The organism is Rhizobium sp. KDH_Rht_773_N, from assembly GCF_052946295.1.
Genome location: NZ_CM129525.1, coordinates 1,445,857 through 1,470,814, shown reverse-complemented (window position 1 = coordinate 1,470,814; position 24,958 = coordinate 1,445,857). Strand labels below are relative to the sequence as shown.

Below are 24,958 nucleotides of genomic sequence, written 5' to 3'. Positions count from 1 at the left end.
CATGCGGCCAACCTAAACTCTCTTGTCCATCTCGCGCACCGCCTCGAAAAGCACGGCGGCGCCGAGCGCTATGTCGTCATTCTCGGCCCATTCATCCGGCGAATGGCTGCGGCCTTCCTTGCAGGGCACGAAGATCATCGCGGCCGGCGCCACGCGGGCGATCCAGGCGGTATCGTGGCCGGCGCCGGACGCCATGAAGCGGTGTTTGGCGCCGACCGTCTCGCAGGCCCGCTCCAGCGTCTGGAGCAGCCCCTTGTCGCTCGGTGTCGGGAAATTGTCGGAGATGCGGTTCAACGGCGCGATCGTCACGCCGAAGGCCAGGGCGAGCATTTCCGCGTGTCCATCCAGCCAATGGCAGAAGGCTTCCATATCGGCGCGGATTTCGGCACGTCCGTCGACCAGCAGCACGACACGCGACGGCACGACATTGGCCGCGTTCGGCTCGATGCGGAACTCGCCGACCGTTGCCGCAAAATGGCCGGGCGTCTTGGCAAGCTCGCTTGCGGCATTGCGGATATCGAGCACCAGCTGCGAAGCGGCGACCAGCGCATCGGAGCGTGAATCCATCGGTGTCGTGCCGGCATGATCGGCGCGGCCCTCGATCGTGATTTCGATACGGGTAATGCCCGATATCGCAGTGACGATGCCGATATCCTTCCGCTCGTTTTCAAGCACCGGACCCTGCTCGATATGCAGTTCCAGAAAGCCGGCAATATCGGGCCTGTTCTCGTGCACCAGTACACCCGGCGATCCGCCGACCTCCGATATCGCTTCGCCAAGCTCGCGGCCGTCGACGGTGCGGGAGAGCCATGCCTGCGGCAATTGTCCCGTCATGCCGCGGCTGCCGATGCAGGAAACGCCGAAAATGCTGACCTCCTCGGCCAGGAAATCGACGATTTCCAGATCGTGGTCGAGGTGGATTTCCTGTTCGCGCAGCGACCGCGCAACTTCGAGGGCCGCGGCAATGCCGGCAATGCCGTCGAAGCGTCCGCCGTCGGGCACCGTGTCGGAATGCGAGCCGAGCATGATGATGCCGCTGCCCGGTTTTGCGCCCGCGCGCCGGCCGATCAGATTGCCCGACGCATCGATGCGGGTCTCCAGGCCGATCGCCTGCATGCGCGCCTCCAGATAGGCGCGGCCTTCGAGGAAGAGCGGCGAAAACGCCCGCCGCGTCCAGGGATGGCCGGGCTCGGTAATGGCCGAGAGCGCTTCGATATCGGCGGATATCCGGCCGGGATTGACGGGCAGGTTGCGGCTCATGCCAGCACCTGTCGCGCAAGCGGGCGCACGAAGCGGCCGGCGCCGGGCGCGGCCAGCACTCGTGCCCCTTCGGTGATCTTGTCTCCGCGCAGCCAGACGGCCGAAACCGTCCAGGGCAGGCGGATGCCGTTATAGGGGCTCCAGCCGACGACATTGTTGTCGCTGGCCGAAGCGTCATAGACCGTCTCCTTCGGCTCCAGCACGACGATATCGGCATCCTTGCCGGGTGTGAGCGCGCCCTTGATATGGTCGAGGCGGAAATGCTTAGCCGGATTTTCCGCCATCAGCTTCGCCGCCCAGGTCAGCGGAATGCCACGTTCCAGGGCGCCTTTGACGAAAAGCGGTACCATGACTTCGAGACCGGGTACGCCCGATGCATTGGCCAGCATGTCCGGATTGGTCTTGCGGTTTTCCGACCAGCTGACGTGATCGGTCGAGACCAGCCAGACATTGCCTTCCGCAACCTTGCGCCACAGCGTCTCGACTTCGGCGCGCGAGCGCACCGGCGGATTGATCTTCGCCTTGCCGCCAAGGCGTTTCACATCGTTTTCCTCGTCGAGCGTCAGGTAATGGATGCAGCATTCGACCGTCGCTTCGAAGCCGTCGCGGCGGTAGGCCCGTGCGATGTCGTAGCCGCGCCCGAGCGAACAATGCACCACATGGGACGGGCAGCCCGTATTGGCGCCGGTTTCGAAGATCGTGTGCATGGCAAGCAGTTCGGTGATCGGCGGGCGCGACAGGCCGTGGGCGCGCCAATCGGTTACGCCGCTCGCCTTCACCTGCTCCATATAGGTGCGGACCGCCTCGTCATCCTCGTTGTGCACGCCGGCCGTCAGTCCTGTCGGCGCAATCGCCGCAAAGCAGGCGTCGAGCAGGGCGGGCGGGATGCGCGGGAAGCGCTTGGGGTCGGTGCCGAAGGTCGAGAATTTGAAGGCGGCCACACCGGCCTCCACCATTTCGGCGATGCGCGCCGCGCCTTCCTCGGGATCGACGGTGCCGTAGAGCGCAAAATCGACCCGTGCCTGCGGGCCGGCATGATCGACCTTCCGCTTCACGGCTGCGGCCGAGCAGACGAGATTGCCTTCGTCATAGGGCATGTCGACGATGGTGGTGACACCGCCGGCAGCGGCCGAGCGCGTGGACCAGATGAAATCCTCCTGGTCCTTCTGCGAAAGCGAATGAACCTGCGCATCGATCGCGCCCGGCAGGATCAGCGCCTTGCCGAGCAGATGCCGTTCCCTGGCCGCCGGCGGCGCGCCGATGCCGATCTCCGCGATCTTTCCGTCACGAACGGCGACGTAGCCGCCTTCGACGATACGCTCCGGCAGCACCACCGTGCCCTGCAGGACGAGATCGAAATCCATGCCGCTTCTCCCTCGGTAAGTCGGAAATTCAGATGACGACGCTTTCCTGCGTCAGCCGATCCTCGACGCGCTCCAGCGAACCGAGCGCGAAGAAATCGTCGAAGGAAGCGATCGGCACCTGCTCGATCAGCCTGGAGAGAAACTCATCCGAGCCGAGTTCCTCCTCGATTGCCTCAACCTCGGCCGAAAGCGGCCGGTCGACCGTGTAGAAGGCCGCATGTTTGCGAACGACCGCATAGAGCATGCCGGCCACACCCTTCGGCGTATCGCCGATAATATCGATCGCCTGTGCCGAAAGCAGGGCCTCAAGGGCCGCCAGTCGCTTCAGCGCCCGCATCTGCCGGTCGAACCGTTCGATGACGAGCGGCAGGAAGGCCGCCTCATCCTCAAGCCCGGCCGCAACGACCAGCGACTGCGCCGAAACCGGGTTCGACATGGAGAGCACGCGCGAGAAGATCTCGCCGGCAAGCTTGATGATCGGGCCGAAGCCGGTGGCGATGCGGCCGGGCGGCACAAGGTTGACCGGCAGATCGCGCCGCTGGCCGTTGCCGAGCAGGACGCAGCGGTTGAAGGCATTGCGTGCCGCATGCGCCATGCACAGCGCCGCCGATTCCAGCAGGATCGTCACGTCGAGGGGCAGTGAGCCGCCTGACGTCATCACGCGGCCCTCGACGACGACGGGATTGTCGTCGGAGCGGCCGGTGGCGGCCAGGATCTTGTGGCCGGTGGACAGCAGGTTCTCGATGACGGCGCCGAAGACCTGGGCGATCATGCGCAGGCTGAGCGCATCCTGAACGTGGGTGGCGACCGGCCATTCCCATTCGTCCGACGCGTTGCAGAGCCAGGAGCCGATCAGCGCTTCGCGCGCCGTACCGACATGGCGCACGGCCCGCCAGGGATCGCGCGATGCGCCAAGCGCGCCGGAAGCCATCATGCCGGTTGCCAGCAGCACGCGGATCGAGGCGGCGGCATTGCGCGTCGTCTCGGCGGCGGCGGCAAAGCTCACGGCGTTGACGCTGAGCGAGGCGAGGCTGTCGCGCGGCGCCATCTTCACCGGTTCCATGCCGGCCGCCCGGAAAGCCTCCGCCGCCTGCATCCGCTCGCCGCGATAGATCGCCTCGCCGACACCGGTCAGAACGGCGCCGATCTGGCCCATCAGGCCGATATCGGCGCAGCCGATGGAACCGGTGCGCCGCACGACCGGAATAAGATCCGCCTTCAGCATGCGCATATAGGCGTCGATCAGATCCGGCGTGCAGCCGACCTGGCCGGTCAGCGCCGTGTTGACGCGCATCGCCATCGCATTGCGCACGACATTGCAGGAAAAGGGCGTGCCGGTGCCGAAATGATGCGCACGCACGAGGCCGAGGTTGAAAGCGTCGAGATCTTCAGGCGACCATTCGACATCCTTCATGGCGCCGACACCGGTGGTCGAGCCGTAAACCGGCATGCCGGCTTCGATGGCATCTTCGACGATCGTGCGCGCAATCTTCACACGCTGCATGCCGATTTCGGAGGCTGAAATCCCGACCTTGCCGGAGCCGATCCGGACCATCTCGGCAAAGCTTAAGGGCTGGCCGCTAAGTTCGATTCCGGGACGTTCGTGCTTCATGTGCTCATCTCCATGGAGGCGAGACTAAGCGAGCCTCACGTCTGGCGGGATATCCCAAATGCCGAACACATCATGCTTTTGGTGCGTCTCGTCAGCTCACTACCCAGGCAATATAGAGAAGGGTGAGCGCGATGATCCAGAGGGCCACTTTGGCCGAGCGGTTGTGGCGCGCTTCCGACTTGCCGATCGCTTCCGCCGTCTGCTCGTCGAAGCGCAGCCCGTGTTCGCTCATATGCACAAGCTGATGGTGGAACCTCTCGGTCTGGGCGGCAATTTCGGGCGCTGCCTCGGCAAGTTTCACCGCCGCTTTCAGCCCGTCCTTGAGATCGGTGACGATGCGTTTGGGGCCGAGATTGTTCTTGATCCAGTCGCCGACGACGGGCTCGGACGCCTTCCACATGTTGAAGCGCGGATTGAGCATGCGCGAGACGCCTTCGACGACGACCATGGTCTTCTGCAGCATCACAAGCTCGGGCCGCGTCTGCATGTCGAAGAGTTCGGTCACTTCGAACAGCAGCGTCAAGAGCTTGCCCATGGAAATCGTCTCGGCCGGCTGCCCGTGGATCGGCTCGCCGATCGCCCGAATCGCCTGGGCGAAGCTCTCGGTATTGTGGTGGCCGGGCACATAACCCGCCTCGAAATGCACCTCCGCCACCCGGATATAGTCACGGGTGATGAAGCCGTAGAGGATCTCGGCAAGGAAGCGCCGTTCCTTCTTTCCAAGACGCCCGACGATGCCCATGTCGACAGCGACGATCATGCCCTCGGCGTCGACGAAGAGATTGCCCGGATGCATGTCCGCATGGAAGAAGCCGTCGCGCAGCGTGTGGCGCAGAAACGACTGGATCAGCGTATCGGCAAGCTCGTTGAGGTCGTGGCCGGCGGCGCGCAGGCCCTCGACGTCGGACATTTTGACGCCGTCGATCCACTCCATGGTGATGACGTCGCGGCCGGTGCGCTCCCAGTCCACTTTCGGCACGCGGAAGCCGGGGTCCTTTTCGGTATTCTCGGCAATCTCCGAAAGTGCCGCGGCCTCCAGGCGCAGGTCCATCTCCACCTTGGTCGTCTGCTCCAGCGTCCTCGTCACCTCGACCGGCCGCAGGCGCCGGCTCGCCGGCATGAAGCGTTCCTGCATATGGGCAACGAGATACATCGCCTCGATATCATGGGCAAAGCGCGCCCGCACACCCGGCCGCACGACCTTGACGGCAACCCTCTTGCGTCCCTGCGGCGTATCGACCTCGGCCGGATGCACCTGCGCGATGGAAGCTGCCGCAATCGGATCGCCGAAGCTTGCATAGAGATCCGTGATCGGCCGCCCGAGCGATCCCTCGATATTGGCCTTGGCGGCGGCGGCCGGAAAGAAGGCCATCCGGTCCTGAAGCTGCGACAGGTCGTCGGCGAATTCGACGCCGACGACATCGGGGCGTGTCGCCAGGAACTGACCGATCTTCACATAGGATGGCCCCAGCCGCTCGACGGCCTTCGCCAGCCGGTCGCTGCGCTTCTGATGTTTGCTGCGATTGCGCGCAAAGATGCCGACGAAGGATTTTGCAAGACTGACCGAGGGCGGCAGCCCTTCTGAAGGCAGCGCCGAAATGACGCCTTCGCGCACCAGGATCCAGCCGACCCTCACGAGCCTGAAATATGCCCCGAAAGCACTCATGCGGATCAGAGCTTCCAGCCGGAATGCAGCGCCGCTATGCCGCCGGTATAGTTGGTGTAGCTGACGCGCGAGAAGCCGGCGGTGCGGATCATCGCCGCGAAATTCTCCTGGTTCGGGAATTTGCGGATCGATTCCACGAGATACTGGTAGGGCTCGGCATCGCCGGTGATCGCCTTGCCGAATTTCGGAATGGCGTTGAACGACCAGGCATCGTAGACCTTGTCGAGAAGCGGCAGCTCCACTTCCGAAAATTCCAGAACGAGCAGCCGGCCGCCGCGCTTCAGCACGCGGTAGGCTTCCGACAGCGCGACCTCGATCCGCGGCACGTTGCGGATGCCGAAGGCGATCGTATAGGCGTCGAAACTGCCGGCCTCGAAAGGAAGGTCCTCGGCATTCGCCTCGACGAAAGTGAGATTGTCCGAAAGCTTCTTCTTGCTGGCCCGCTCTGCGCCGACGGCGAGCATCGAGCCGTTGATATCAAGCACCGTCGCATGCGCCTGGCGGTTGGAGGCTTCGACGATGCGGAAGGCGATATCGCCCGTGCCGCCGGCAACGTCGAGCACCTTGTAGCCCGGCTCCTTGCGCGGGTTCAGTGCTGCGATCATCGCGTCTTTCCAGGCGCGGTGCATGCCCATGGACATGACGTCGTTCATGATGTCGTAGCGCTTGGCGACCTTGTGGAAGACCTCGTTGACGAGGCCCTGCTTCTCACCGGTCGGCACCTCGCGGAAGCCGTAGGACGTTTCCATGCCGCCATCGGCGGAAGTCCGGCTGTCTGACATCAAGCTACTCCGTTCACATCAAGAATTCGGCGCGGCGACCATAGCGAAAGCAAGGGCGCGGCGCTATCTGTGGACCGCGGTCCGCCCGCGGCACGTTGGCGCTATAGCGCACATCGCAGGCGGTTGAAACACGTTAGATATAGATGGGTTAAGATGCCGGAATTGCCAGAAGTCGAAACGGTGAAGCGCGGCCTGACGCCGGCAATGGAGGGCGCACGCATCGAAAGGCTGGAATTGCGCCGCGGCGACCTGCGTTTTCCTTTCCCGCAGGATTTCGAGCGCGAGGTTTCCGGCCGTACCATCATCGGCCTCGGGCGGCGGGCCAAGTACCTGCTGATTGATCTGGACAGCGGCAAGACGATCATTTCCCATCTCGGCATGTCCGGCTCCTTCCGGATCGAGCAGGGAGCGCTTGCGGCCACGCCCGGCGATTTTCACCACCAGCGGTCCAAGGACGAGAAGCACGATCATGCCGTCTTCCACCTGGACGGGGAGGGCGGCCCGTGCCGCGTCATCTACAATGACCCGCGCCGCTTCGGTTTCATGGATATTGCCGAGCGGTCCGAACTCGACGTCAACCCCTTTCTGTTCGGCCTGGGACCGGAGCCGACCGGCAACGAGCTTTCGGCCGCCTATCTTGCGGCGCGCTTCGACGGCAAGGCGCAGCCGCTGAAGAGCGCGCTGCTGGACCAGAAAAACATCGCCGGTCTCGGCAATATCTATGTCTGCGAAGCCTTGTGGCGGGCGCATCTTTCGCCCGCGCGCGCAGCCGGCACGCTGGTGACGAAGGCCGGCAGGCCGAAGGAGGCGTTGAACCTGCTTGTCACCTCGATCCGCGATGTCATCGCCGATGCGATCGCTGCCGGCGGATCGTCGCTGCGCGACCATATCCAGACCGATGGCTCGCTCGGCTACTTCCAGCATTCCTTTTCCGTCTACGATCGCGAAGGTCTAGCTTGCCGCACGCCGGGTTGCGGCGGTACGGTCTCGCGCATCGTGCAGGCTGGCCGGTCCACCTTCTATTGCGCCGCCTGCCAGAAATAGGAGAGCGCCATGGCCTATGAAACCCTTCTCGTCGAAACCCGCGGCAATGTCGGCCTCATCACGCTGAACCGGCCGCAGGCGCTGAATGCGCTGAATTCGACCATGCTCAAGGAATTGAAGCAGGCCTATGCGGCCTTTCACGAAGATGAAGCGATCGGCGCAATCGTGCTGACCGGTTCAGAGCGCGCCTTTGCTGCCGGCGCCGACATCAAGGAAATGCAGCCGCTCGATTTCGCCGAAGTCTATAAGAGCGATTTCATCAGCGGCTGGGACGAGATCGCCAAGGCCCGCAAGCCTGTTATCGCCGCCGTCAGCGGCTTTGCGCTCGGCGGCGGATGCGAGCTTGCCATGCTCTGCGATTTCATCATCGCCTCGGAGACGGCGAAATTCGGCCAGCCGGAAATCACGCTTGGCGTCATTCCCGGCATTGGCGGCTCGCAGCGCCTGACGCGGGCGGTCGGCAAGGCCAAGGCGATGGACCTGATCCTGACCGGCCGGATGATGGATGCGGCGGAGGCCGAACGCGCGGGACTCGTTTCGCGTGTGGTGGCGCCGGACCGGCTGCTCGACGAGGCGCTGGAAGCAGCAGCCAGGATTGCATCGCTGTCGCGCCCCTCGGTCCTGATGGCGAAGGAAGCCGTCAGCCGCGCCTTCGAGACGACGCTGGAGGAAGGCCTGCGTTTCGAGCGCCGGCTCTTCCAGAGCCTGTTTGCGACCGAAGACCAGAAAGAGGGCATGGCCGCCTTCATCGAGAAGCGCAAACCGGCCTTCAGGAACAGGTGAGCGGGCGGCATCCGGAAAGGGTCTTTTCCTTGAAAATGCGCGTTGACGTGGCGCGGCTTTAGCGTTATATGCCCGCCCACGGTTCGGAAAGCCGCTCAGGTTTTCCGCTAATGCTCCCGTATTGCTGAATTGAGTGGCCGCAGGGCCAGCGCGGCAATGGCGGAGTTTTGTTCGAATTCTTGAGAGAGGCATCCATGGCCAATACAACTTCGGCGAAAAAGGCGACCCGCAAGATCGCACGCCGCACCGCAGTCAACAAGGCTCGCCGTTCGCGCGTTCGTACCTACGTTCGCCAGGTCGAAGAGGCACTCGCCGCAGGCGATGCCGCCAAGGCAAAGGAAGCCTTCATCGCCGCCGAGCCGGAACTGGCACGCGCCGCAAGCAAGGGCGTCCTGCACGCCAATACGGCATCCCGCAAGGTCTCGCGCCTCGCTGCCCGTGTGAAGGCTCTTTCGGCGTCCGCCAACGCATAAATATCTCATTAACGAATTGCTCGTTATGATTAGCCCGGTAATTTTACCGGGCTTTTTCGATTCCGCCGCCTGCCCAGGATATGGTTAATCGGGCGACGTTTTCGTGTCAGAGGCATGACAGGAAAAATTGTTTTAAAACAATAGGTTACGCAAGGATCTTTTTGAAGCTTGCGACTCTGGTCACGCAGCCTGCAGCCTCAATTGAGTCAAGAAGATTTTTTCTTTTTTCTTTTTATGCGTGTCCAAAATAGCCCAGTCGGGGAATCTCCTTGATTCAAAAGCGATTCTTTTTTGACGCTGGTGTGACGCCCAAAAAGGGCCGCCGGAGTCAATGGCCGCTTCTTAATTTTGCGTAAAATTCATCGTTGATCTTGGCTTTTGATCCTGCCTAAATGGCTTCCAGCAAAGGGCGCGGACATCATCTGCAGAAGTCAGTCCAAACTGCCACGTCGGCAGGATGATGGCTCTGTGTCGTTTGTTACGGAGCGTACAGCATCCGTTTTCTCACGCACTTGACGGCATTGTACCGTGACGTGGCTGTCACGGGAAGGGACGTTTTGTGCTCTCCGAAGCCACACGTATTGCGCGAGGCCAGGAGAAGGGCAGGGGGAAGTGTAACATTGCGTTCGGGCTTGCGGGCGAAAAACGAGGATCGGCCGCCAGCCTGACATGGAGAGTTTATGACGGTAGTCGCATGAGCGCGGCCACCGCAGGCTCTTCGTGTCGGTCCCGATTGAGGGACAGCGTTTGAGTGAACCGGCATGCGGGCGGCTCATGAGGATGCCGTTGGCAGTGTCAAAGCGGGGAATGATCGGGCGGCTGTCAGCGAATGACCGCCCGAGGAAATGAAAGGCGGCATTATGCAGATGAATTCGATGACGACGGGTGCACTGGATAACGGGGAAGCTGCATCGCAGTCTTTCGGTTCCATTCACCTGAGCGCAACGGAAGATAAGGGCGAGATGAAGCATGGCGTTCTCTTCGATCGCGTCAGTGCGCGTCTGAAGGCACAAGTCGGTCCCGACGTCTATGCAAGCTGGTTTGCGCGGCTCAAGCTTCATTCGGTTTCTAAGAGTGTCGTTCGTCTCACCGTTCCCACGACCTTTCTGAAGTCGTGGATCAACAATCGCTATCTCGATCTCATTGTCGGCCTGTTCCAGGCGGAAGATCCCGAAATCCTGAAGGTCGAGATCCTGGTGCGCACGGCAACGCGCACCGGCGCGAAGGCACTGGACGAGGCGGTCGCCGTCGAGCCGGTCGCCCAGCCCACCCAGCTTCGCCGCCCGGCATCGGCCCAGCCGGCGGGGCAGATCGTTCAGCAGGCGGTTTCGACCGCCTCCGCGGCCCGTCCGGCGAGCGCAGGTTCGCCGCTCTTCGGCTCTCCGCTGGATTCCCGCTTCACCTTCGACACTTTCGTTGAGGGCAGCTCCAACCGCGTGGCGCTCGCCGCCGCAAAGACCATTGCGGAAGCCGGTCAGGGCGCCGTGCGCTTCAACCCTCTCTTCGTCCACGCGACCGTCGGCCTCGGCAAGACCCATTTGCTGCAGGCGATCGCGAATGCCGCCGTGCAGAACCCGCGTGGCCTGCGCGTCGTTTATCTGACGGCCGAATACTTCATGTGGCGTTTCGCGACCGCGATCCGCGACAATGATGCGCTGACGCTGAAGGACTCGCTGCGCAACATCGACCTTCTGATCATCGACGACATGCAGTTCCTGCAGGGCAAGATGATCCAGCACGAGTTCTGCCACCTGCTGAACATGCTGCTCGACAGCGCCAAGCAGGTCGTCGTCGCAGCCGACCGCGCGCCGTGGGAGCTGGAATCCCTCGACCCGCGCGTCCGTTCGCGTCTGCAGGGCGGCGTGGCGATCGAGCTTGACGCTCCCGATTACGAGATGCGTCTCGAAATCCTCAAGCGCCGTCTGGCGGCTGCCCGTCTGGAAGATCCGTCGCTGGAAATTCCGGCCGAGCTGCTGCAGCATGTCGCCCGCAACATCACGGCGAGCGGCCGCGAACTGGAAGGCGCCTTCAACCAGCTGATCTTCCGCCGTTCCTTCGAGCCGAACCTCTCGATCGAGCGCGTGGATGAGCTTCTGGCCCATCTCGTCGGCTCCGGCGAGCCGCGCCGCGTACGCATCGAGGACATCCAGCGCATCGTCGCGCGTCACTACAACGTGTCGCGCCAGGAGCTGGTTTCGAACCGCCGCACGCGCGTCATCGTCAAGCCTCGCCAGATCGCCATGTATCTGTCGAAGACGCTGACGCCGCGCTCCTTCCCGGAAATCGGCCGCCGCTTCGGCGGACGCGACCATACGACGGTCCTGCACGCCGTGCGCAAGATCGAGGAGCTGATCGCGGGAGATACGAAGCTTTCGCATGAGATCGAGCTTCTGAAGCGCCTCATCAACGAATAAGCGGTGCACAGTCACCGCGTTCCGGCAGCCGGGAGCAATCCCGGCTGTTTTCTTTTATAAGCGTTTTATTCCAGAGCCTTTCCTGGTTGGATTGCAGCATTCTGCCGGAGCAGGTTTGTGTCAGGGCAAAGGCGATTGGCGAAGGGCATACCCCAAGGTACGTCCGAGCCGATCGCCTTTGATCCTGGCGCAAAGATGCCCGGCCCCGGCTGGTTTGCAAACCACCGGGGTTGGCTGAAACGGGCCGCCTGATCGACCGGCCGGCTTGGCCGTAGATCTGGGCTACGACGCGCGCCGGCCGGTCGACCATCCGCCTCCGTTTGAGCCAACAGAATGCTTCAATCCAACCAGGAAAGGCTCTATACAGCCTCCACGTGAGAAAAATGCGTCGGCGAGGAACGCCGGCGTTCGGGAGGACAGCAATGAGTTTCAAACGGATTGCCGTGATCGGCCTGGGCAAGGTCGGGCGGCTGGCGGCAACGCTTTTGCACGAGGGCGGCTTCGAGGTCGTCGGCGTAGATGCGCAACTGCCCGCGGGCGACCTGCCCTTCAGATGCCGGGCCGGCGATATCACCGACGTCAGCGTCATCGGCGAACTGCTGTCGAGCGTCGAGGCGGTCCTGTCCTGCCTGCCCTATCATCTGAATATCGAGCTGGCCCGCGCCGCGCACCTGGCCGGCATCCATTATTTCGATCTGACCGAGGATGTGCCGACCACCAATTTCATCATCGAGCTTTCCAGGACCGCCCGCGGCCTGATGGCGCCGCAATGCGGTCTCGCACCTGGCTTCGTCGGCATCGTCGGTGCCAGCCTCGCCGATGGTTTCGACCGCTGCCGCTCGATCCGCATGCGCGTCGGCGCCTTGCCGCAGAACCCGACCGGACTTCTGGGCTATGCCTTCAATTGGTCGCCGGAGGGCGTGGTCAATGAATATCTGAATGACTGCGAGGTCATCGAGGGCGGTGTGCGCAAGCTGGTCTCGCCGATGGAATGGCATGAGACGATCTATGTCGGCGGCGTCAAGCTGGAGGCCTTCACGACGTCGGGCGGCCTCGGCACCATGTGCGATACCATGCTCGGCAAGGTCGACAACCTCGACTACAAGACCATGCGTTACCCCGGCCACATGGAGCTGATGAATTTCTTCTTCCATGAGCTTCTGATGCGCGACCGCCGCCGGCTTGCCGGCGAGATCCTGACCAATGCCAAGCCGCCGGTCGACGACGATGTCGTTTATGTGCATGTCGCGGCAGAAGGCACCGTCAACGGCTCCTTGCGCCGGAAGGAGTTCGTGCGCGCCTATTATCCGATCGAAATCGCCGGCGCCCGGCGCACGGCGATCGCCTGGACCACTTCGGCATCGGTGGTTGCGGTCATAGAAATGGTCCGCGACGGTCTGCTGCCCTCGGATGGCTTCCTGCATCAGGAACACATTCCGCTGGACATGTTCCTGAAGACGCCGACGGGCAGCCTGTTCAAGGCCGGGGCCACGAGCAGGGACTGACGCAATTTCGGCGAAGGACGAAGCGGCTTTGCGTCTGAAGCCGCACAGGACAAGAGAGGCGTCCGCTTTTCGCTTCCGAAAGCAGCCAGCGCCGGAAGGCGGCGACCGCCGGCCGCGGCCAGCCAGAGCTGCCAGTCGCGCCGCTGGACGTCGTGGATGAGCCGATATCCGGCAAGCAGATCAGGCGAAGGATCGGCGCCGAGCGTCGCCGTGATCGCCGGCGCCACCAATCTGACGCTCGTGACCTTCCTGATCCCCGTCAATGCCATCCTGCTCGGCGCTGCCGCCTCGGCGGGCAATTGCAGCTCAGGCATCTGATCGGCATGGGATTGGTCGCGGTCGGCCTTGCGGCGATCGACGGAAGGCTCGTCAATTTCAGAAAAAGGTGCGCGGCCTGATCTCGCTCAGCAGGCGAGGTCTGCGACGACGGAATCGAGGATCAGCATGCCTGCCGGCGTGCAGCGCAGGCGAGAATTGCCGATCCGCTCGATGAAACCGTGCTCCAGTAAAAATTGCTCGCGCTTCGGATCGGGATCGCGGCCGGAAAGCTGCTGCCAGCGGGCCAGATCGACGCCTTCCTTCAGGCGCAGCCCCATCAGCAGCAGCTCATCGGCCTGCTCGTCGGAGCCGAGGCGTTCTTGCTCGATGATACCGTGCCCGTCGCGCTCGACGAGGTCCAGCCACGTTTCCGGCTTGCGCTCCGTCGCGGTCGCGATCTTGTCTGCGCCGCGCGTCAGGCGTCCGTGCGCACCGGGGCCGATGCCGGCATAGTCGCCATAGCGCCAGTAGGTAAGGTTGTGGCGGCTCTCCGCACCCGGCCGCGCGTGGTTGGATACTTCATAGGCGGGCAGCCTTTCGCGCCCGGTGATCTCCTGTGTCGCCTCATAGAGTGCGGCGGACTGGTCGCCGTCGGGTACGATCAGTTTTCCGGCCTTGTGGAGGCCGTAGAAGGGCGTGCCTTCCTCGATGGTGAGCTGGTAGAGCGAAAGATGGTCGACGGCATAGGAGATCGCCTCCTTCAGTTCGCGCTCCCATTCTTCCACCGTCTGGTTCGGCCTGGCATAGATCAGGTCGAAGGACATGCGCGGGAAGATGTCGCGCGCCAGCCGGATCGCCTTCAGCGCATCGGCAACGTCATGCAGCCGGCCGAGGAACTTGAGATCGCGGTCGTTCAGCGCCTGCACGCCGAGCGAGACGCGGTTGACACCGGCGGCGCGATAGCCGCGGAAGCGTTCGGCCTCGACGCTGGAGGGGTTGGCCTCCATGGTGATCTCGATACCGTCGGGCACATGCCAGTGCCGCGAAATGCCGTTCATGATCGCATCGACCGTTTCCGGCTTCATCAGCGAAGGCGTGCCGCCCCCGAGGAAGATGCTGCTCACCGTCTTCGGCCCGCTCATCTGGCGGGCGTTCGCGATCTCCTTCAGGAAAGCGGCGACATAGCGCTCCTGATCGACCGGCTGATGCCGGACATGGCTGTTGAAATCGCAATAGGGACACTTCGCCGCGCAGAAAGGCCAATGCACATAGACCCCGAAACCGGGTTCGCCGGTATCGGGCAGAAGTTTTGCATCGCGCGTCAGCGCAGGCGAATTGATCATGTTCAACGCGTGGCCCTATGCTTCCAGGCAGGTTTCGACAAAGAGCTTGAAGGCGCGCGCGCGGTGCGACAGGGCCTGCGGCTTGCCGATAGTCCAGCCGTGCTTTTCTTCAGCGCTCATCTCGCCGAAAGTCACGTCATAACCTTCCGGCTGGAAGACCGGATCGTAACCGAAACCCTGCGTCCCGCGGGGCGGCCAGACGACCGCACCTTCCACTTCGCCGCGGAAAAGCTCGGTATGGCCATCCGGCCAGGCAAGGCAGAGCACGCTGACGAACCTGGCGGTGCGCTGCTGGGGCTTCGCCGCGCCGGCCTTCTCCAGCGCCTTCTCGACCTTTTCCATCGCCATGTTGAAATCGCGCGTGCCGTTGCCGGTTTCCGCCCAGTCGGCCGTGTAGACGCCCGGATCGCCTCCGAGGGCGTCGACGACAAGGCCGGAATCGTCGGAAAGCGCCGGCAGGCCGGAGGCCTTGGCTGAGGCGAGCGCCTTGATCGTGGCATTTTCCTCGAAGGTCGTTCCGGTTTCCTTGGGCTCGATGAAGTTGAGTTCGGCGGCCGATTTTGCCGTAAAGCCGAGCGGCCCGATCAGATCCTGGATTTCGCGGATCTTGCCCTGATTGTGACTGGCGACGACGATGGTTTTGGTTTCGAGCTTACGCATAAAATATCCTTACTTCATGCCCCAGATTCTGGCTTCCGCGCATTCCAGGCTGTTGCCGTCGGGATCGCGGAAATAAATCGATCGGCCGCCCTGCGGCCAGTGAACCTCGGATTCGACGGCGATACCGGCAGCTTTCAGCTTTTGCGCCATCGCATCGAGATTGTCACCCGAAACCCTGAAGCAGGCATGGCCCTTTCCGGTCGTGCCGTGCGGCGGAACCTGCAGGCTATCAGGCGCCGGCGGCTTCACCGTTTCCTGCGGGTTGAAGATCAGGAGCACGCCCGGTCCGCAGCGGAAGAACACATGGCGGTTGCCCGAGCGCGCGATCTTCTCAAGGCCGAGCACAGCCCCATAGAAGGTTTCGGCCGCGTCGAGATCGGTTGCGTAGAGCGCCGTTTCGAGAATGCCTTCGATGGGTTGCGCCATTGCCCGCCCCTTGTCCGGCCTCGCCCCCGGAAGCAGGGACAAGGAAATTCACTGGCCAAGCCCGAATGGAAGTCTCAGGCGATCGCCTGCTTCTGCAGGTCCACCAGTTCGCCAATGCCTGCCTTGGCAAGACCCATCAGCGAGGAGAATTCCTCCTCGGTGAAAGGCGCGCCTTCCGCAGTGCCCTGGATTTCCACGATGCCGCCGGCGCCCGTCATGACGAAGTTGGCATCGGTCTCGGCCGAGGAATCCTCCAGATAGTCGAGATCGATGACCGGCTGATTGGCGAAGATGCCGCAGGAGATCGCCGCGACATGATCCTTGAGCACGCGGTCGGCCTTGATCATGTTGCGCGTTTCCATCCAGCGCAGGCAGTCGTAAAGCGCAATCCAGCCGCCGGTGATCGAGGCCGTGCGCGTGCCGCCATCGGCCTGGATGACATCGCAGTCGAGCGTAATCTGGCGTTCGCCGAGCGCGGCAAGATCGACCACGGCGCGCAGCGAGCGGCCGATGAGGCGCTGGATTTCCTGCGTGCGGCCGCCCTGCTTGCCGGCAGCCGCCTCGCGCTTCATGCGCTCGCCCGTGGCGCGCGGCAGCATGCCGTATTCGGCCGTGACCCAGCCTTTGCCGGTGTTGCGCAGCCATGGCGGGGTCTTGTCTTCAAGGCTTGCCGTGCAGAGCACGTGCGTGTCGCCGAATTTCACCAGGCAGGAGCCTTCCGCATGCTTGGAGAAATTGCGCTCGAAGGAGACCTTGCGCATCTGGTCGGTTTTTCTGCCTGAGGGCCGCATTCTCTTCTCCTGAAACATGATGCCGAAAAGCGTGAGCGGTTTCCGGCCAATATCATGCATGTATTGTATCGTCGCCCGCTTCTACGATTGGCTGCGTGCATTTGCAAATTCCCTTTTGCCACGGGGGGCAGATTGGCTATATTTCCGGTATATCATTCAGTGCGGGTGCAAAAAGTTCATGAGCTACAGGTCGACATCAATCTCGGATGCTGTAGCTGCGCTGGATGAACGGTCGAAGGAAATCTTCCGGCGCATCGTCGAAGGCTATCTGGAGCATGGCGAACCCCTCGGCTCCCGCAATCTGTCACGCCTGCTTCCCATGTCCCTTTCGCCCGCCTCCGTTCGCAACGTCATGAGCGATCTGGAAGAGCTCGGCCTCATCTATTCTCCGCATGTCAGCGCCGGCCGCCTGCCGACCCAGATCGGGCTGCGCTTCTTCGTCGATGCCTTCATGCAGGTCGGCGACCTCTCGGCGGAGGAACGCGCCAGCATCGATCGCCAGGTGCGGGCCGGAAGCCGCGACAATCCGGTGGAATCGATGATGAACGAGGCAAGCCGCATGCTCTCGGGCATTTCCCGCGGTGCCGGCCTCGTCATCACCTCCAAGAGCGACCCGGTTCTCAAACATGTCGAGTTCATCCGGCTGGAACCGACGAAGGCGCTGGCCGTCCTTGTCGGCGATCACGATCAGGTGGAAAACCGCATCATCGAACTGCCCGCAGGCGTCAGCTCTTCGCAGCTCACCGAGGCCGCCAATTTCCTCAATGCGCATATGGCCGGCCAGACGCTGCCGGAATTCCGCCTGCAATTGAGCCGGCTGAAGGATGAAGTTCGCCACGAGCTCGATGCGCTCTCGCGCGACCTCGTGGAGCGTGGCGTTGCCGTATGGGCCGGCAGCCCGGACGAGACCAAGCCGGCACAGCTCATCATCCGCGGCCGCGCAAACCTGCTGGAGGGCGTGGGCGGCGCCGAAGATCTCGACCGGCTGCGCCTGCTGTTCGACGACCTCGAGAAGAAGGACAGCCTGATCGAGCTCCTGAACCTGGCTGAAAGCGGACCGGGCGTGCGCATCTTCATCGGCTCGGAAAACAAGCTGTTCTCGCTGTCGGGCTCTTCGTTGATCGTCGCGCCCTATCGCGATGAGGATGACCGTATCGTTGGCGCGGTCGGCGTCATAGGCCCGACCCGGCTCAATTATTCCCGGATCGTCCCGATGGTGGATTATACCGCCCAGCTCGTTTCGCGCCTTTCGCGCAGTAGCCTCTGAAATACTTCGCAAAACCGCTCGAATTTTCGCTTCTTCGTCACGCAGACTTGATTTTTTCCGGCCAAACATCGATATCGGGCGCATCTGAGAAGACACCAACCGGAGACCGTCATGACCGATGAAACGACGCAGAACGGACCTGACGCAACTGTGGCGCAAGCCGCAGCCGACGCTGCCGCAAACGTCGAAAATGAAGCCGTGAAGGAAGCTGCTGCAAGCGAGCCCGATCCGCTTGAGCTTCTGAAGGCCGAAAATGCAGAGCTGCGCGACCGCTACTTGCGCCTCGCCGCCGAAATGGACAACCTGCGCCGCCGCACCGAGCGTGAGGTCAAGGACGCCAAGTCCTATTCCGTCGCCGGCTTCGCCCGCGACATGCTGGCCGTCTCGGACAACCTGCGCCGCGCGATCGATGCTATTCCGCCCGAAGCCAAGGCTGCGGCCGATGCCGGCCTGACGACGCTGATCGAAGGTGTCGAGATGACCGAGCGCTCCATGCTGTCGGCTCTCGAGCGCCACGGCGTTCGCAAGCTGGAGCCGGTCGGTCAGAAATTCGATCCGAACTTCCATCAGGCGATGTTCGAGGTGCCCAATACCGAAGTGCCGAACAACACGGTCGTCCAGGTCGTGCAGGCCGGTTTCACCATCGGCGAGCGCGTGCTGCGCCCGGCCATGGTCGGCGTCGCCAAGGGCGGCCCGAAACTCGTCGAGGCCGAGGCCAATTCGGTGCTGGACGAGAAGGACGCCTGAGACGGCACGGACCACAACAGTTGAAAAAGGCCGCGGGAGCGGCCGTTTTCATGCGGTCTGCATGGTCCGGCGGATCATATCCGCGCGAAGCGCTCGATCAGCAGGTCGAAGAAGCCGTCCGCATCGACATGGCGCATCACCTTCGCATTGCGCTTGCGGTCGGTCACATGCCACCAGTCGACCACCGTCATGCCGACGGTGAGTTCGGATTTCACCTCGATCTCCACGTTGCAGTCCCGCCCCTTGAAGAGTTCGGGTTTCAACAGGTAGGCGACCGTCGTCGGGTCGTGCAGCGGACCGCCGTCCGAGCCGTATTTTTCGATGTCGAAGCGCTCGAAGAATTCCAGCATCTCCACCATCGCCTTGGCCGGCGCGGTGCCGAGATCGGCCATGCGCTTCACGCGGTCTTTCCGGGTCAGGAGCTGGTGCGTCACGTCGAGCGGCATCATGACAACGGGGACGCCCGAGCGGAACACGATATCGGCGGCTTCCGGATCGACGTAGATGTTGAATTCGGCGGCCGGCGTGATGTTGCCGCCCTCGAAGAAGCCTCCGCCCATCATGACGAGTTCGCGGATGCGCGCCACGATGTCGGGCGCCTTCTGGAAGGCCAGGCCGATATTGGTCAGCGGTCCCAGCGTGCAGAGTGTAACCGTGCCTTCCGGCTCGCGCCGCAGCGTTTCGATGATGAAGTCGACCGAATGCTGCGCCTGCAGCGGCATCGTCGGCTCAGGAAGGGTCGGGCCATCGAGACCTGTCTTGCCATGCACATGCTCGGCGGTGACCAGCGCACGGGCGATTGGCCGGTCGGCCCCGGCAAAGATCTTCACATCGGTCCGTCCGCAAAGCTCGCAGATGATGCGCGCATTGCGGCTTGTCAGAGACAGCGGCACGTTCCCGGCGACAGTGGTGATGCCCAATATTTCAAGCTCTTGCGGACTGCCGAAAGCCAGCATGATCGCGGCGGCATCGTCCTGGCCGGGGTCGGTATCGATAATGATCTTTCTCGGTTCTGCCATCCCGATAGTTCCATCCTCTGGTGCGCGTCGCTCTCGCATGCACCTTCTTATTGTCTTCATGCTCCCGTCGCAAATCAGCACATCGCGTCGGGGCACGTTTTGATGCGGGGCCTTGCTTCCTTTGTCAAGGAAGTCACCTCGCCGGTATTTACCCTAAAATGCCGGGGGGCTGTGACCGACGACCATTGTGCCTTGCAGCAGGCAACCGTCGTCCCCATATTAGCGGTACCCGGATGCTGCATGTAAGGTCCGGAGAGGTCGCTTGCATCAAGGACTTTGGAAGATGAGCCGCATCACCCCTTTCGCCAGCCCGCTGCTTCTGGGCTTCGATGCCATGGAAAAGACGCTCGAGCGGATTTCCAAGGCGAGCGACGGTTATCCGCCCTATAATATCGAACGTATCGCCGCAGGCCACGACGCGCCCGAGCGGCTTCGCATCACGCTTGCCGTCGCCGGTTTCAGCGAAGAAGAGCTCGATGTGTCAACCGAGGAGAACCAGCTTCTCATCCGCGGCCGACAGGTCGATCACGGCGAGCGCGACTACCTCTACCGCGGCATCGCCGCCAGACAGTTCCAGCGCACATTCGTTCTCGCCGACGGCATGCAGGTTCTGGGCGCAAGCCTCAAGAACGGCCTGCTCTCGGTTGATCTAATTCGCCCGGAACCGGCGCGCATGGTCAAGAAAATTAACATTTCGGTTTCACAGTAGCACAACGGTTTGTTGAACCGTTGGTCCCTTCTCTCGGAGGAACAGGAATGTTGATGAAAGAAGCCACGTCGCGTTTGACCAAGTCCGAACTTGCCGGAATCGGCAATGGCGAGGTCGCCTATATCCGCAAAATACGCACCGAAGAGGTTGCCAAGTGCTTCCCCGAGGCGCCGGATATCGATCCGAGCGTTGATCTCTGGGCATTGTTCGGCGCCGACGGTACGCCGATCCTGCTGACGGACAATCGCTCCAGCACCTTCTTCAAGGCAGCTGAAGACGAGCTGAAAACGGTCAGCCTCCATTGATCGAAACCGGCCTGCCGGGCACGGCCGGCCGCCGGAATGCGTGTGTGAAGATCGTAATGGGCAATGCAAGGGACTGATGTCGGTCCCTTGCCCATGCGTCAGCTGCCTTGCGGCATTTCCCTATTCCCGAAAAATTCCATGCAACGGCAACCCTGTCGAAGGGTCAGACGCGCGTGAAAGTGAGATAGGCCGAGGAGCGTCCTTCGCGGCGGGCCTTGGCTTCGTAGCGGGTGCTCGGCCAGCCCTGATAGGGCGTCAGCCAGTCGGCGGCATTCTGTGCCGTCCATTCGAAGCCGCCGTGATCGCGGCACTTCAGCAGGGTCCAGTTCACATAGGTGTCGATATCGGAGGCGAAGCAGAAGAGCCCGCCCGGCTTCAGCACCCGGTGAAAACGGTCGAGATTGGTCTTGGAGACGAAGCGCCGCTTCCAGTGCTTCCGTTTCGGCCATGGATCCGGATAGAGCAGGTCGATCTGGTCGAGGCAGTGATCGGGAAGCCAGTCGAGAAGCTGCGTGGCGTCGTCATTATAGACGCGCACGTTGCGCGCACCAGTCTCGTCGACGCGTGCGAGCAGCTTCTGCATGGAATTGATGAAGGGCTCGACGCCGATAAAACCTGTCGAAGGCGCCTCCAGCGCGCGGTGGATGAGATGCTCGCCGCCGCCGAAGCCGATCTCCAGCCGCATCTTTTCGACCGGATCGGGGAAAAGCGCTTTCAGCGGCTCCGGGGGAGCCGCCGAGAGATCGACGATGAATGCCGGAAGCAGGGTGGCGAGCCTTTCGGCCTGCTGCTCGCGCAGGGCCTTTCCCTTGCGGCGACCGAAAAAGGCTTCGGTCGCCCGGCCCCGGCGTTCCATATCCGTCATGCAGCAGCCTTGGTCTTGACGGCGTCCTTGAGCGCCTTCACGAGGTCCGTACGCTCCCAGGAGAACGAGCCGTCACGGCCTGCCTTGCGGCCGAAATGGCCGTAGGCCGAGGTCTTGGCGTAGATCGGCTTGTTGAGGTCGAGGTGGCGACGGATGCCCGACGGCGACAGGTCCATGTTCTGGCGGATCGCGGCTTCGACCTGGTCCTCGGAAACACCCTTGCCGGTGCCGTGCAGGTCGACATAGATCGACAGCGGCTGGGCAACGCCGATAGCGTAGGAAAGCTGGATCGTGCAGCGGTCGGCAAGGCCGGCGGCGACGACGTTCTTGGCGAGATAGCGGGCAGCATAGGCAGCCGAACGGTCGACCTTGGTCGTGTCCTTGCCGGAGAATGCGCCGCCGCCATGCGGAGCCGCGCCGCCATAGGTGTCGACGATGATCTTGCGGCCGGTAAGACCGGCGTCACCGTCCGGACCGCCGATGACGAACTTGCCGGTGGGGTTGATGTACCACTTGCAATCGTCGGCGATCTTCAGGTCGCCGAGCGCTTCGCGGATATAGGGTTCGACGACGCTGCGAACCTTCTTCGAATCCCAGCTGTCGTCGAGATGCTGGGTGGAAAGAACGATCGAGGTGGCTTCGGCCGGCTTGCCGTCGACATAGCGGACCGTCACTTGGCTCTTGGCGTCGGGGCCGAGCTTGGCGACTTCGCCTTCGCCCCGCTTGCGGGCGGCAGCGAGCAGCTGCAGGATCTTGTGGGAATAGTAGATCGGCGCCGGCATGAGGTCAGGCGTTTCCTTGCAGGCGTAGCCGAACATGATGCCCTGGTCGCCGGCACCTTCGTCGCCCTGCTGGTCGGCGGCGCTGTCCACGCCCTGGGCGATGTCGGCCGACTGCGAATGCAGGAGCACGTCGATCTTGGCCTTCTTCCAGTGGAAGCCGTCCTGCTCGTAGCCGATATCCTTGATGGCGCGGCGAGCGGCAGCCTTGAACTTCGACGGGTTGATGACGTCCTTGCCGTCCTTGTCCTTCTTCATCAGGCTCGGCGGCAGGCGAACTTCGCCGGCAATGACGACGCGGTTGGTCGTCGCGAGGGTTTCGCAGGCAATGCGCACGCCCCACGGATTGATGCCGGTCTTTGCCGCTTCGCGGTAGACCAGATCGACGATCTCGTCGGAGATGCGGTCACACACCTTATCCGGGTGACCTTCGGCAACAGATTCACTGGTAAAGAGATAGTTCGCGCGCATTCCGGGATTCCCCTCAAAGAACAAAAGCAGCCTAGTAGGTACTCAGTTCGCGCCTGAATGACAAGCACAGAAGGACATAAATATATCTTTATATCTGCGGTGAAATGACAAATTTTGCCCCAAAAACGCAAAAAGGCGGCCTTTTGAGCCGCCTTAAGCTTTCGGAGCGTGGGGGGACGCTCAGTCGGAGTCGGCTTCCGCCGCCAGTGCCTTCACCAGTTCGACGACCTTGCGGCGAACTTTGGGATCGGTGATCTTCACAAAGGCGCGGTTGAGCTGGAGTCCTTCGGAGGAAGAAAGGAAATCGACGACATAGTTCGAACTCGAGGCTTCCGACATGCCGGTCAAGGCACCGGAATGTTCGCCTGGAGCGTCTTCGAAGAAGAAGGAAACGGGGACGTTGAGGATGCTTGAAATGTTCTGGAGGCGGCTGGCTCCAACGCGGTTGGTACCCTTCTCGTATTTCTGGATCTGCTGAAAGGTGATGCCGAGGCTTTCGCCGAGCTTCTCCTGACTCATACCCAACATGGTACGGCGAAGTCGAATGCGGCTACCGACATGGATGTCGATAGGATTCGGCTTCTTCTTATTTTCAATCATGGTCGTGCCCTAGCAAAGAAAAATTCAACTCTGTTCTAACCGGCATGCCCTGACCTCATTCCGTAACGCTACGTTGCAAGTCGCGAGAACCCACGTTGAAGCATACGTTACTAACGCCGATTGCTACCACTATGCAATTTTAGGGGTTTTTGGTCAATTCAACCTGAAAATAAAACCCCTGCGTGAAATTAGCGCTATAATCACCAGCAACGTTTCAGTCAACCAGAAGTAAGCCTGGCGGGGATATGGGCTTCCTTTGCTTTTTTCAAATCCATCGAGAGTTGTATCAATAAAGCCAATTTCGTCCAATTTAAGACCTGAAACGATTTCGCCGCGCGCGTCTACAACCGCAGAAATTCCGCTATTCGCGTCGCGAATCAGCGGCAGACCGGTTTCAACCGCGCGTACGCGCGCCTGCTGAAAATGCTGGTAGGGACCCGGCGTCGAGCCGAACCAGCTGTCATTCGTGATGTTGAGGATGGCGTTTGCCTGGCCGATGTCGCCGGTCATCTCGTCCGGGAAAATGATCTCGTAGCAGACGAGCGGATAGAATTTCAGCCCGTTCGGAAGCTCGAGCAGATGACGGCTGGCGGCAGCCGAAAAGCCGCCTGGCATTTCGACCACGTTCTGGATTCCGAGCTCGTTGAGCATGTCTTCGAAGGGAAGATATTCGCCGAAGGGAACGAGATGCACCTTGTCGGAGGCGGCGACGATCTGCCCCCGCCCGTCGATCACATAGATCGAATTGTAGTAGCGGGTGGGATAGCCGGGGCCGAGTTCTTCAGCGCGCACGGCACCCGCGATCAGGATCTGGTTGTCGTCGAGCGTATCGGCAATCCGCGTCAGCGCATCCTTGTTGTCGGTGAGGATGAAGGGGATCGCGGTTTCCGGCCAGACGATGATATCGGGCTTCCTGCCGCCGTCCCTGGGAGGTTCGGTCGAAAGCTTGAGATGTGTCTCGAAGATCGCCTCGCGATCCGCATCATTGTCCATCTTGGCGGTCTGGTCGATTGACGGCTGGACGAGGCGAACCACGGGCCGTTTGTCCTCGGGCAGGGCCTCGGGCTTCGGCGCGAGATAGAGGATATAGGCGCCGTAGCCGAGATGTGCCGCAAATAGCACCGCCGCGAGGCTGACGCCGAGTTTCGCGCCCTGCCGGGTTCCGATGAGGGCAGGGGCGGCAAAGACGAAGACCGAAAGAGCCGTCACCCCCATCGTGCCGATCACATGCGCGGACTGCATCATGACAGGCACGGGCATCATGGCATAACCGATGGCGTTCCACGGAAAGCCGGTGAGGATGAAGCTGCGTGTCCACTCCAGCAGGCCGAAGCTCGCGGCAAGCGCTGCGATCCGTCCCATGCCGTCGGACCAGAAGATGCGGGCAAGCGCTGCGGCCAGGCCGTAGAATATGGCAAGGCAGGCCGGAAGCCCGAGGATCGCGAGCGGCAAAGCCCAGGCAAATTCCTCCGAATCGATCAGCAGCGCATGCCCAAGCCACCAGAGCCCGGCAACGAAATAGCCGAAGCCGAACAGCCAGCCCGTGGCAAATGCCGGCCAGAGCCTGCCGGGAAGGCTGCTTTCCGGCGAGGCGGCCGCCCCGTCGATCAGCCAGACGAGCAGCGTGAAGGAAACGAACATCGCGGCGAAGAAGCCGAAGGGAGGCAGCGCCAGGACGCCAAAGGCGCCCGCCGCGATCGCAAGCGCTACCCGTTTGAAACCCCAGACGAGGATAATCCTGTCCGCAAGCCGCTCCATGCGCACTCCCATCAAAGCCGCGAATCAATCCAATCGCAGTCTTTCAAAAAAGCGCGC

At 62.2% G+C, this 24,958-nt stretch carries 23 protein-coding genes and 1 pseudogene; 10 read left to right on the top strand and 14 right to left on the bottom strand.

What is annotated here, in order from left to right; all coding sequences use genetic code 11:
* Window positions 1-12: 12 nt before the first annotated feature.
* The 5 genes from ACU8HS_RS07495 to ubiE all read right to left on the bottom strand — a co-directional run bounded on the left by ACU8HS_RS07495 (window position 13) and on the right by ubiE (window position 6,684).
* The gene (locus tag ACU8HS_RS07495) at window positions 13-1,260 is read right to left on the bottom strand and encodes a Zn-dependent hydrolase (protein ID WP_112565291.1); all 1,248 of its coding nucleotides are present in this window, start codon (window positions 1,258-1,260) and stop codon (window positions 13-15) included.
* Entirely contained in the window at window positions 1,257-2,624 is a 1,368-nt protein-coding gene (locus tag ACU8HS_RS07490) for a dihydroorotase (protein WP_447015688.1), read from the bottom strand. Before ACU8HS_RS07490 ends, ACU8HS_RS07495 begins: the two co-directional genes overlap by 4 nt.
* A gap of 28 nt (window positions 2,625-2,652) precedes the next feature.
* Entirely contained in the window at window positions 2,653-4,236 is a 1,584-nt protein-coding gene (locus tag ACU8HS_RS07485; protein WP_112565295.1) for an aromatic amino acid lyase, read from the bottom strand.
* A gap of 91 nt (window positions 4,237-4,327) precedes the next feature.
* A complete protein-coding gene (gene ubiB / locus ACU8HS_RS07480; protein WP_112565297.1) occupies window positions 4,328-5,902 on the bottom strand; it encodes a 2-polyprenylphenol 6-hydroxylase in 1,575 nt (524 codons plus the stop codon).
* A gap of 5 nt (window positions 5,903-5,907) precedes the next feature.
* Complete coding sequence (gene ubiE / locus ACU8HS_RS07475; protein ID WP_113412544.1) at window positions 5,908-6,684, bottom strand: bifunctional demethylmenaquinone methyltransferase/2-methoxy-6-polyprenyl-1,4-benzoquinol methylase UbiE; 777 nt, start codon at window positions 6,682-6,684, stop codon at window positions 5,908-5,910.
* A 153-nt stretch (window positions 6,685-6,837) separates the two neighbouring features.
* Here ubiE and mutM point away from each other — a divergent pair, with 153 nt between their 5' ends.
* The 6 genes and pseudogenes from mutM to ACU8HS_RS07445 form a co-directional block, all read left to right on the top strand.
* The gene (gene mutM, locus ACU8HS_RS07470; protein ID WP_447015687.1) at window positions 6,838-7,728 is read left to right on the top strand and encodes a bifunctional DNA-formamidopyrimidine glycosylase/DNA-(apurinic or apyrimidinic site) lyase; all 891 of its coding nucleotides are present in this window, start codon (window positions 6,838-6,840) and stop codon (window positions 7,726-7,728) included.
* A gap of 9 nt (window positions 7,729-7,737) precedes the next feature.
* Window positions 7,738-8,511 carry an enoyl-CoA hydratase gene (locus ACU8HS_RS07465; protein ID WP_447015686.1) on the top strand — a complete coding sequence of 258 codons (774 nt, stop codon included), beginning with the start codon at window positions 7,738-7,740 and terminating at the stop codon, window positions 8,509-8,511.
* A 194-nt stretch (window positions 8,512-8,705) separates the two neighbouring features.
* Window positions 8,706-8,984 (top strand): 30S ribosomal protein S20, encoded by a 279-nt coding sequence (rpsT, locus tag ACU8HS_RS07460; RefSeq protein WP_007814867.1) that lies wholly within the window; start codon window positions 8,706-8,708, stop codon window positions 8,982-8,984.
* An 860-nt stretch (window positions 8,985-9,844) separates the two neighbouring features.
* A complete protein-coding gene (gene dnaA / locus ACU8HS_RS07455; protein WP_377313627.1) occupies window positions 9,845-11,398 on the top strand; it encodes a chromosomal replication initiator protein DnaA in 1,554 nt (517 codons plus the stop codon).
* A gap of 422 nt (window positions 11,399-11,820) precedes the next feature.
* Window positions 11,821-12,903, top strand: a complete 1,083-nt coding sequence (locus ACU8HS_RS07450) for a saccharopine dehydrogenase C-terminal domain-containing protein (protein ID WP_447015685.1) — start codon at window positions 11,821-11,823, stop codon at window positions 12,901-12,903.
* A 204-nt stretch (window positions 12,904-13,107) separates the two neighbouring features.
* Window positions 13,108-13,301, top strand: a pseudogene (locus ACU8HS_RS07445) (EamA family transporter); the annotation flags it as partial.
* Between the two features lie 6 nt (window positions 13,302-13,307).
* Here ACU8HS_RS07445 and hemW read toward each other — a convergent pair.
* The 4 genes from hemW to rph form a co-directional block, all read right to left on the bottom strand.
* On the bottom strand, window positions 13,308-14,504 hold the full coding sequence (hemW, locus tag ACU8HS_RS07440) for a radical SAM family heme chaperone HemW (RefSeq protein WP_447015684.1): 1,197 nt from the start codon (window positions 14,502-14,504) through the stop codon (window positions 13,308-13,310).
* A gap of 15 nt (window positions 14,505-14,519) precedes the next feature.
* Window positions 14,520-15,164 carry an RdgB/HAM1 family non-canonical purine NTP pyrophosphatase gene (gene rdgB / locus ACU8HS_RS07435; protein WP_112758259.1) on the bottom strand — a complete coding sequence of 215 codons (645 nt, stop codon included), beginning with the start codon at window positions 15,162-15,164 and terminating at the stop codon, window positions 14,520-14,522.
* Between the two features lie 9 nt (window positions 15,165-15,173).
* Window positions 15,174-15,590 (bottom strand): VOC family protein, encoded by a 417-nt coding sequence (locus ACU8HS_RS07430; RefSeq protein ID WP_112565312.1) that lies wholly within the window; start codon window positions 15,588-15,590, stop codon window positions 15,174-15,176.
* Window positions 15,591-15,664: 74 nt separating this feature from the next.
* Window positions 15,665-16,381 (bottom strand): ribonuclease PH, encoded by a 717-nt coding sequence (gene rph / locus ACU8HS_RS07425; RefSeq protein WP_113412678.1) that lies wholly within the window; start codon window positions 16,379-16,381, stop codon window positions 15,665-15,667.
* Window positions 16,382-16,559: 178 nt separating this feature from the next.
* Here rph and hrcA point away from each other — a divergent pair, with 178 nt between their 5' ends.
* The gene (gene hrcA / locus ACU8HS_RS07420; RefSeq protein ID WP_447015683.1) at window positions 16,560-17,648 is read left to right on the top strand and encodes a heat-inducible transcriptional repressor HrcA; all 1,089 of its coding nucleotides are present in this window, start codon (window positions 16,560-16,562) and stop codon (window positions 17,646-17,648) included.
* Between the two features lie 111 nt (window positions 17,649-17,759).
* The gene (grpE, locus tag ACU8HS_RS07415) at window positions 17,760-18,395 is read left to right on the top strand and encodes a nucleotide exchange factor GrpE (protein ID WP_112565316.1); all 636 of its coding nucleotides are present in this window, start codon (window positions 17,760-17,762) and stop codon (window positions 18,393-18,395) included.
* A 74-nt stretch (window positions 18,396-18,469) separates the two neighbouring features.
* Here grpE and ACU8HS_RS07410 read toward each other — a convergent pair whose 3' ends face one another.
* Entirely contained in the window at window positions 18,470-19,414 is a 945-nt protein-coding gene (locus tag ACU8HS_RS07410) for a nucleoside hydrolase (protein ID WP_112705098.1), read from the bottom strand.
* A 283-nt stretch (window positions 19,415-19,697) separates the two neighbouring features.
* Between ACU8HS_RS07410 and ACU8HS_RS07405 the strand changes: the two genes are divergently transcribed.
* Window positions 19,698-20,123: an Hsp20 family protein gene (locus ACU8HS_RS07405; RefSeq protein ID WP_113412539.1), complete on the top strand. Its 426-nt coding sequence runs from the start codon at window positions 19,698-19,700 to the stop codon at window positions 20,121-20,123.
* Window positions 20,124-20,170: 47 nt separating this feature from the next.
* Entirely contained in the window at window positions 20,171-20,428 is a 258-nt protein-coding gene (locus ACU8HS_RS07400; protein ID WP_112565322.1) for a BQ00720 family protein, read from the top strand.
* A 163-nt stretch (window positions 20,429-20,591) separates the two neighbouring features.
* Here ACU8HS_RS07400 and trmB read toward each other — a convergent pair whose 3' ends face one another.
* The 4 genes from trmB to lnt form a co-directional block, all read right to left on the bottom strand.
* On the bottom strand, window positions 20,592-21,293 hold the full coding sequence (trmB, locus tag ACU8HS_RS07395) for a tRNA (guanine(46)-N(7))-methyltransferase TrmB (RefSeq protein ID WP_113412538.1): 702 nt from the start codon (window positions 21,291-21,293) through the stop codon (window positions 20,592-20,594).
* The gene (metK, locus tag ACU8HS_RS07390) at window positions 21,290-22,543 is read right to left on the bottom strand and encodes a methionine adenosyltransferase (protein ID WP_112565326.1); all 1,254 of its coding nucleotides are present in this window, start codon (window positions 22,541-22,543) and stop codon (window positions 21,290-21,292) included. Before metK ends, trmB begins: the two co-directional genes overlap by 4 nt.
* 180 nt (window positions 22,544-22,723) lie before the next feature.
* Entirely contained in the window at window positions 22,724-23,143 is a 420-nt protein-coding gene (locus tag ACU8HS_RS07385; RefSeq protein ID WP_007814904.1) for a helix-turn-helix domain-containing protein, read from the bottom strand.
* Window positions 23,144-23,296: 153 nt separating this feature from the next.
* Window positions 23,297-24,901: an apolipoprotein N-acyltransferase gene (gene lnt / locus ACU8HS_RS07380; protein WP_113412537.1), complete on the bottom strand. Its 1,605-nt coding sequence runs from the start codon at window positions 24,899-24,901 to the stop codon at window positions 23,297-23,299.
* Window positions 24,902-24,958 lie beyond the last annotated feature (57 nt).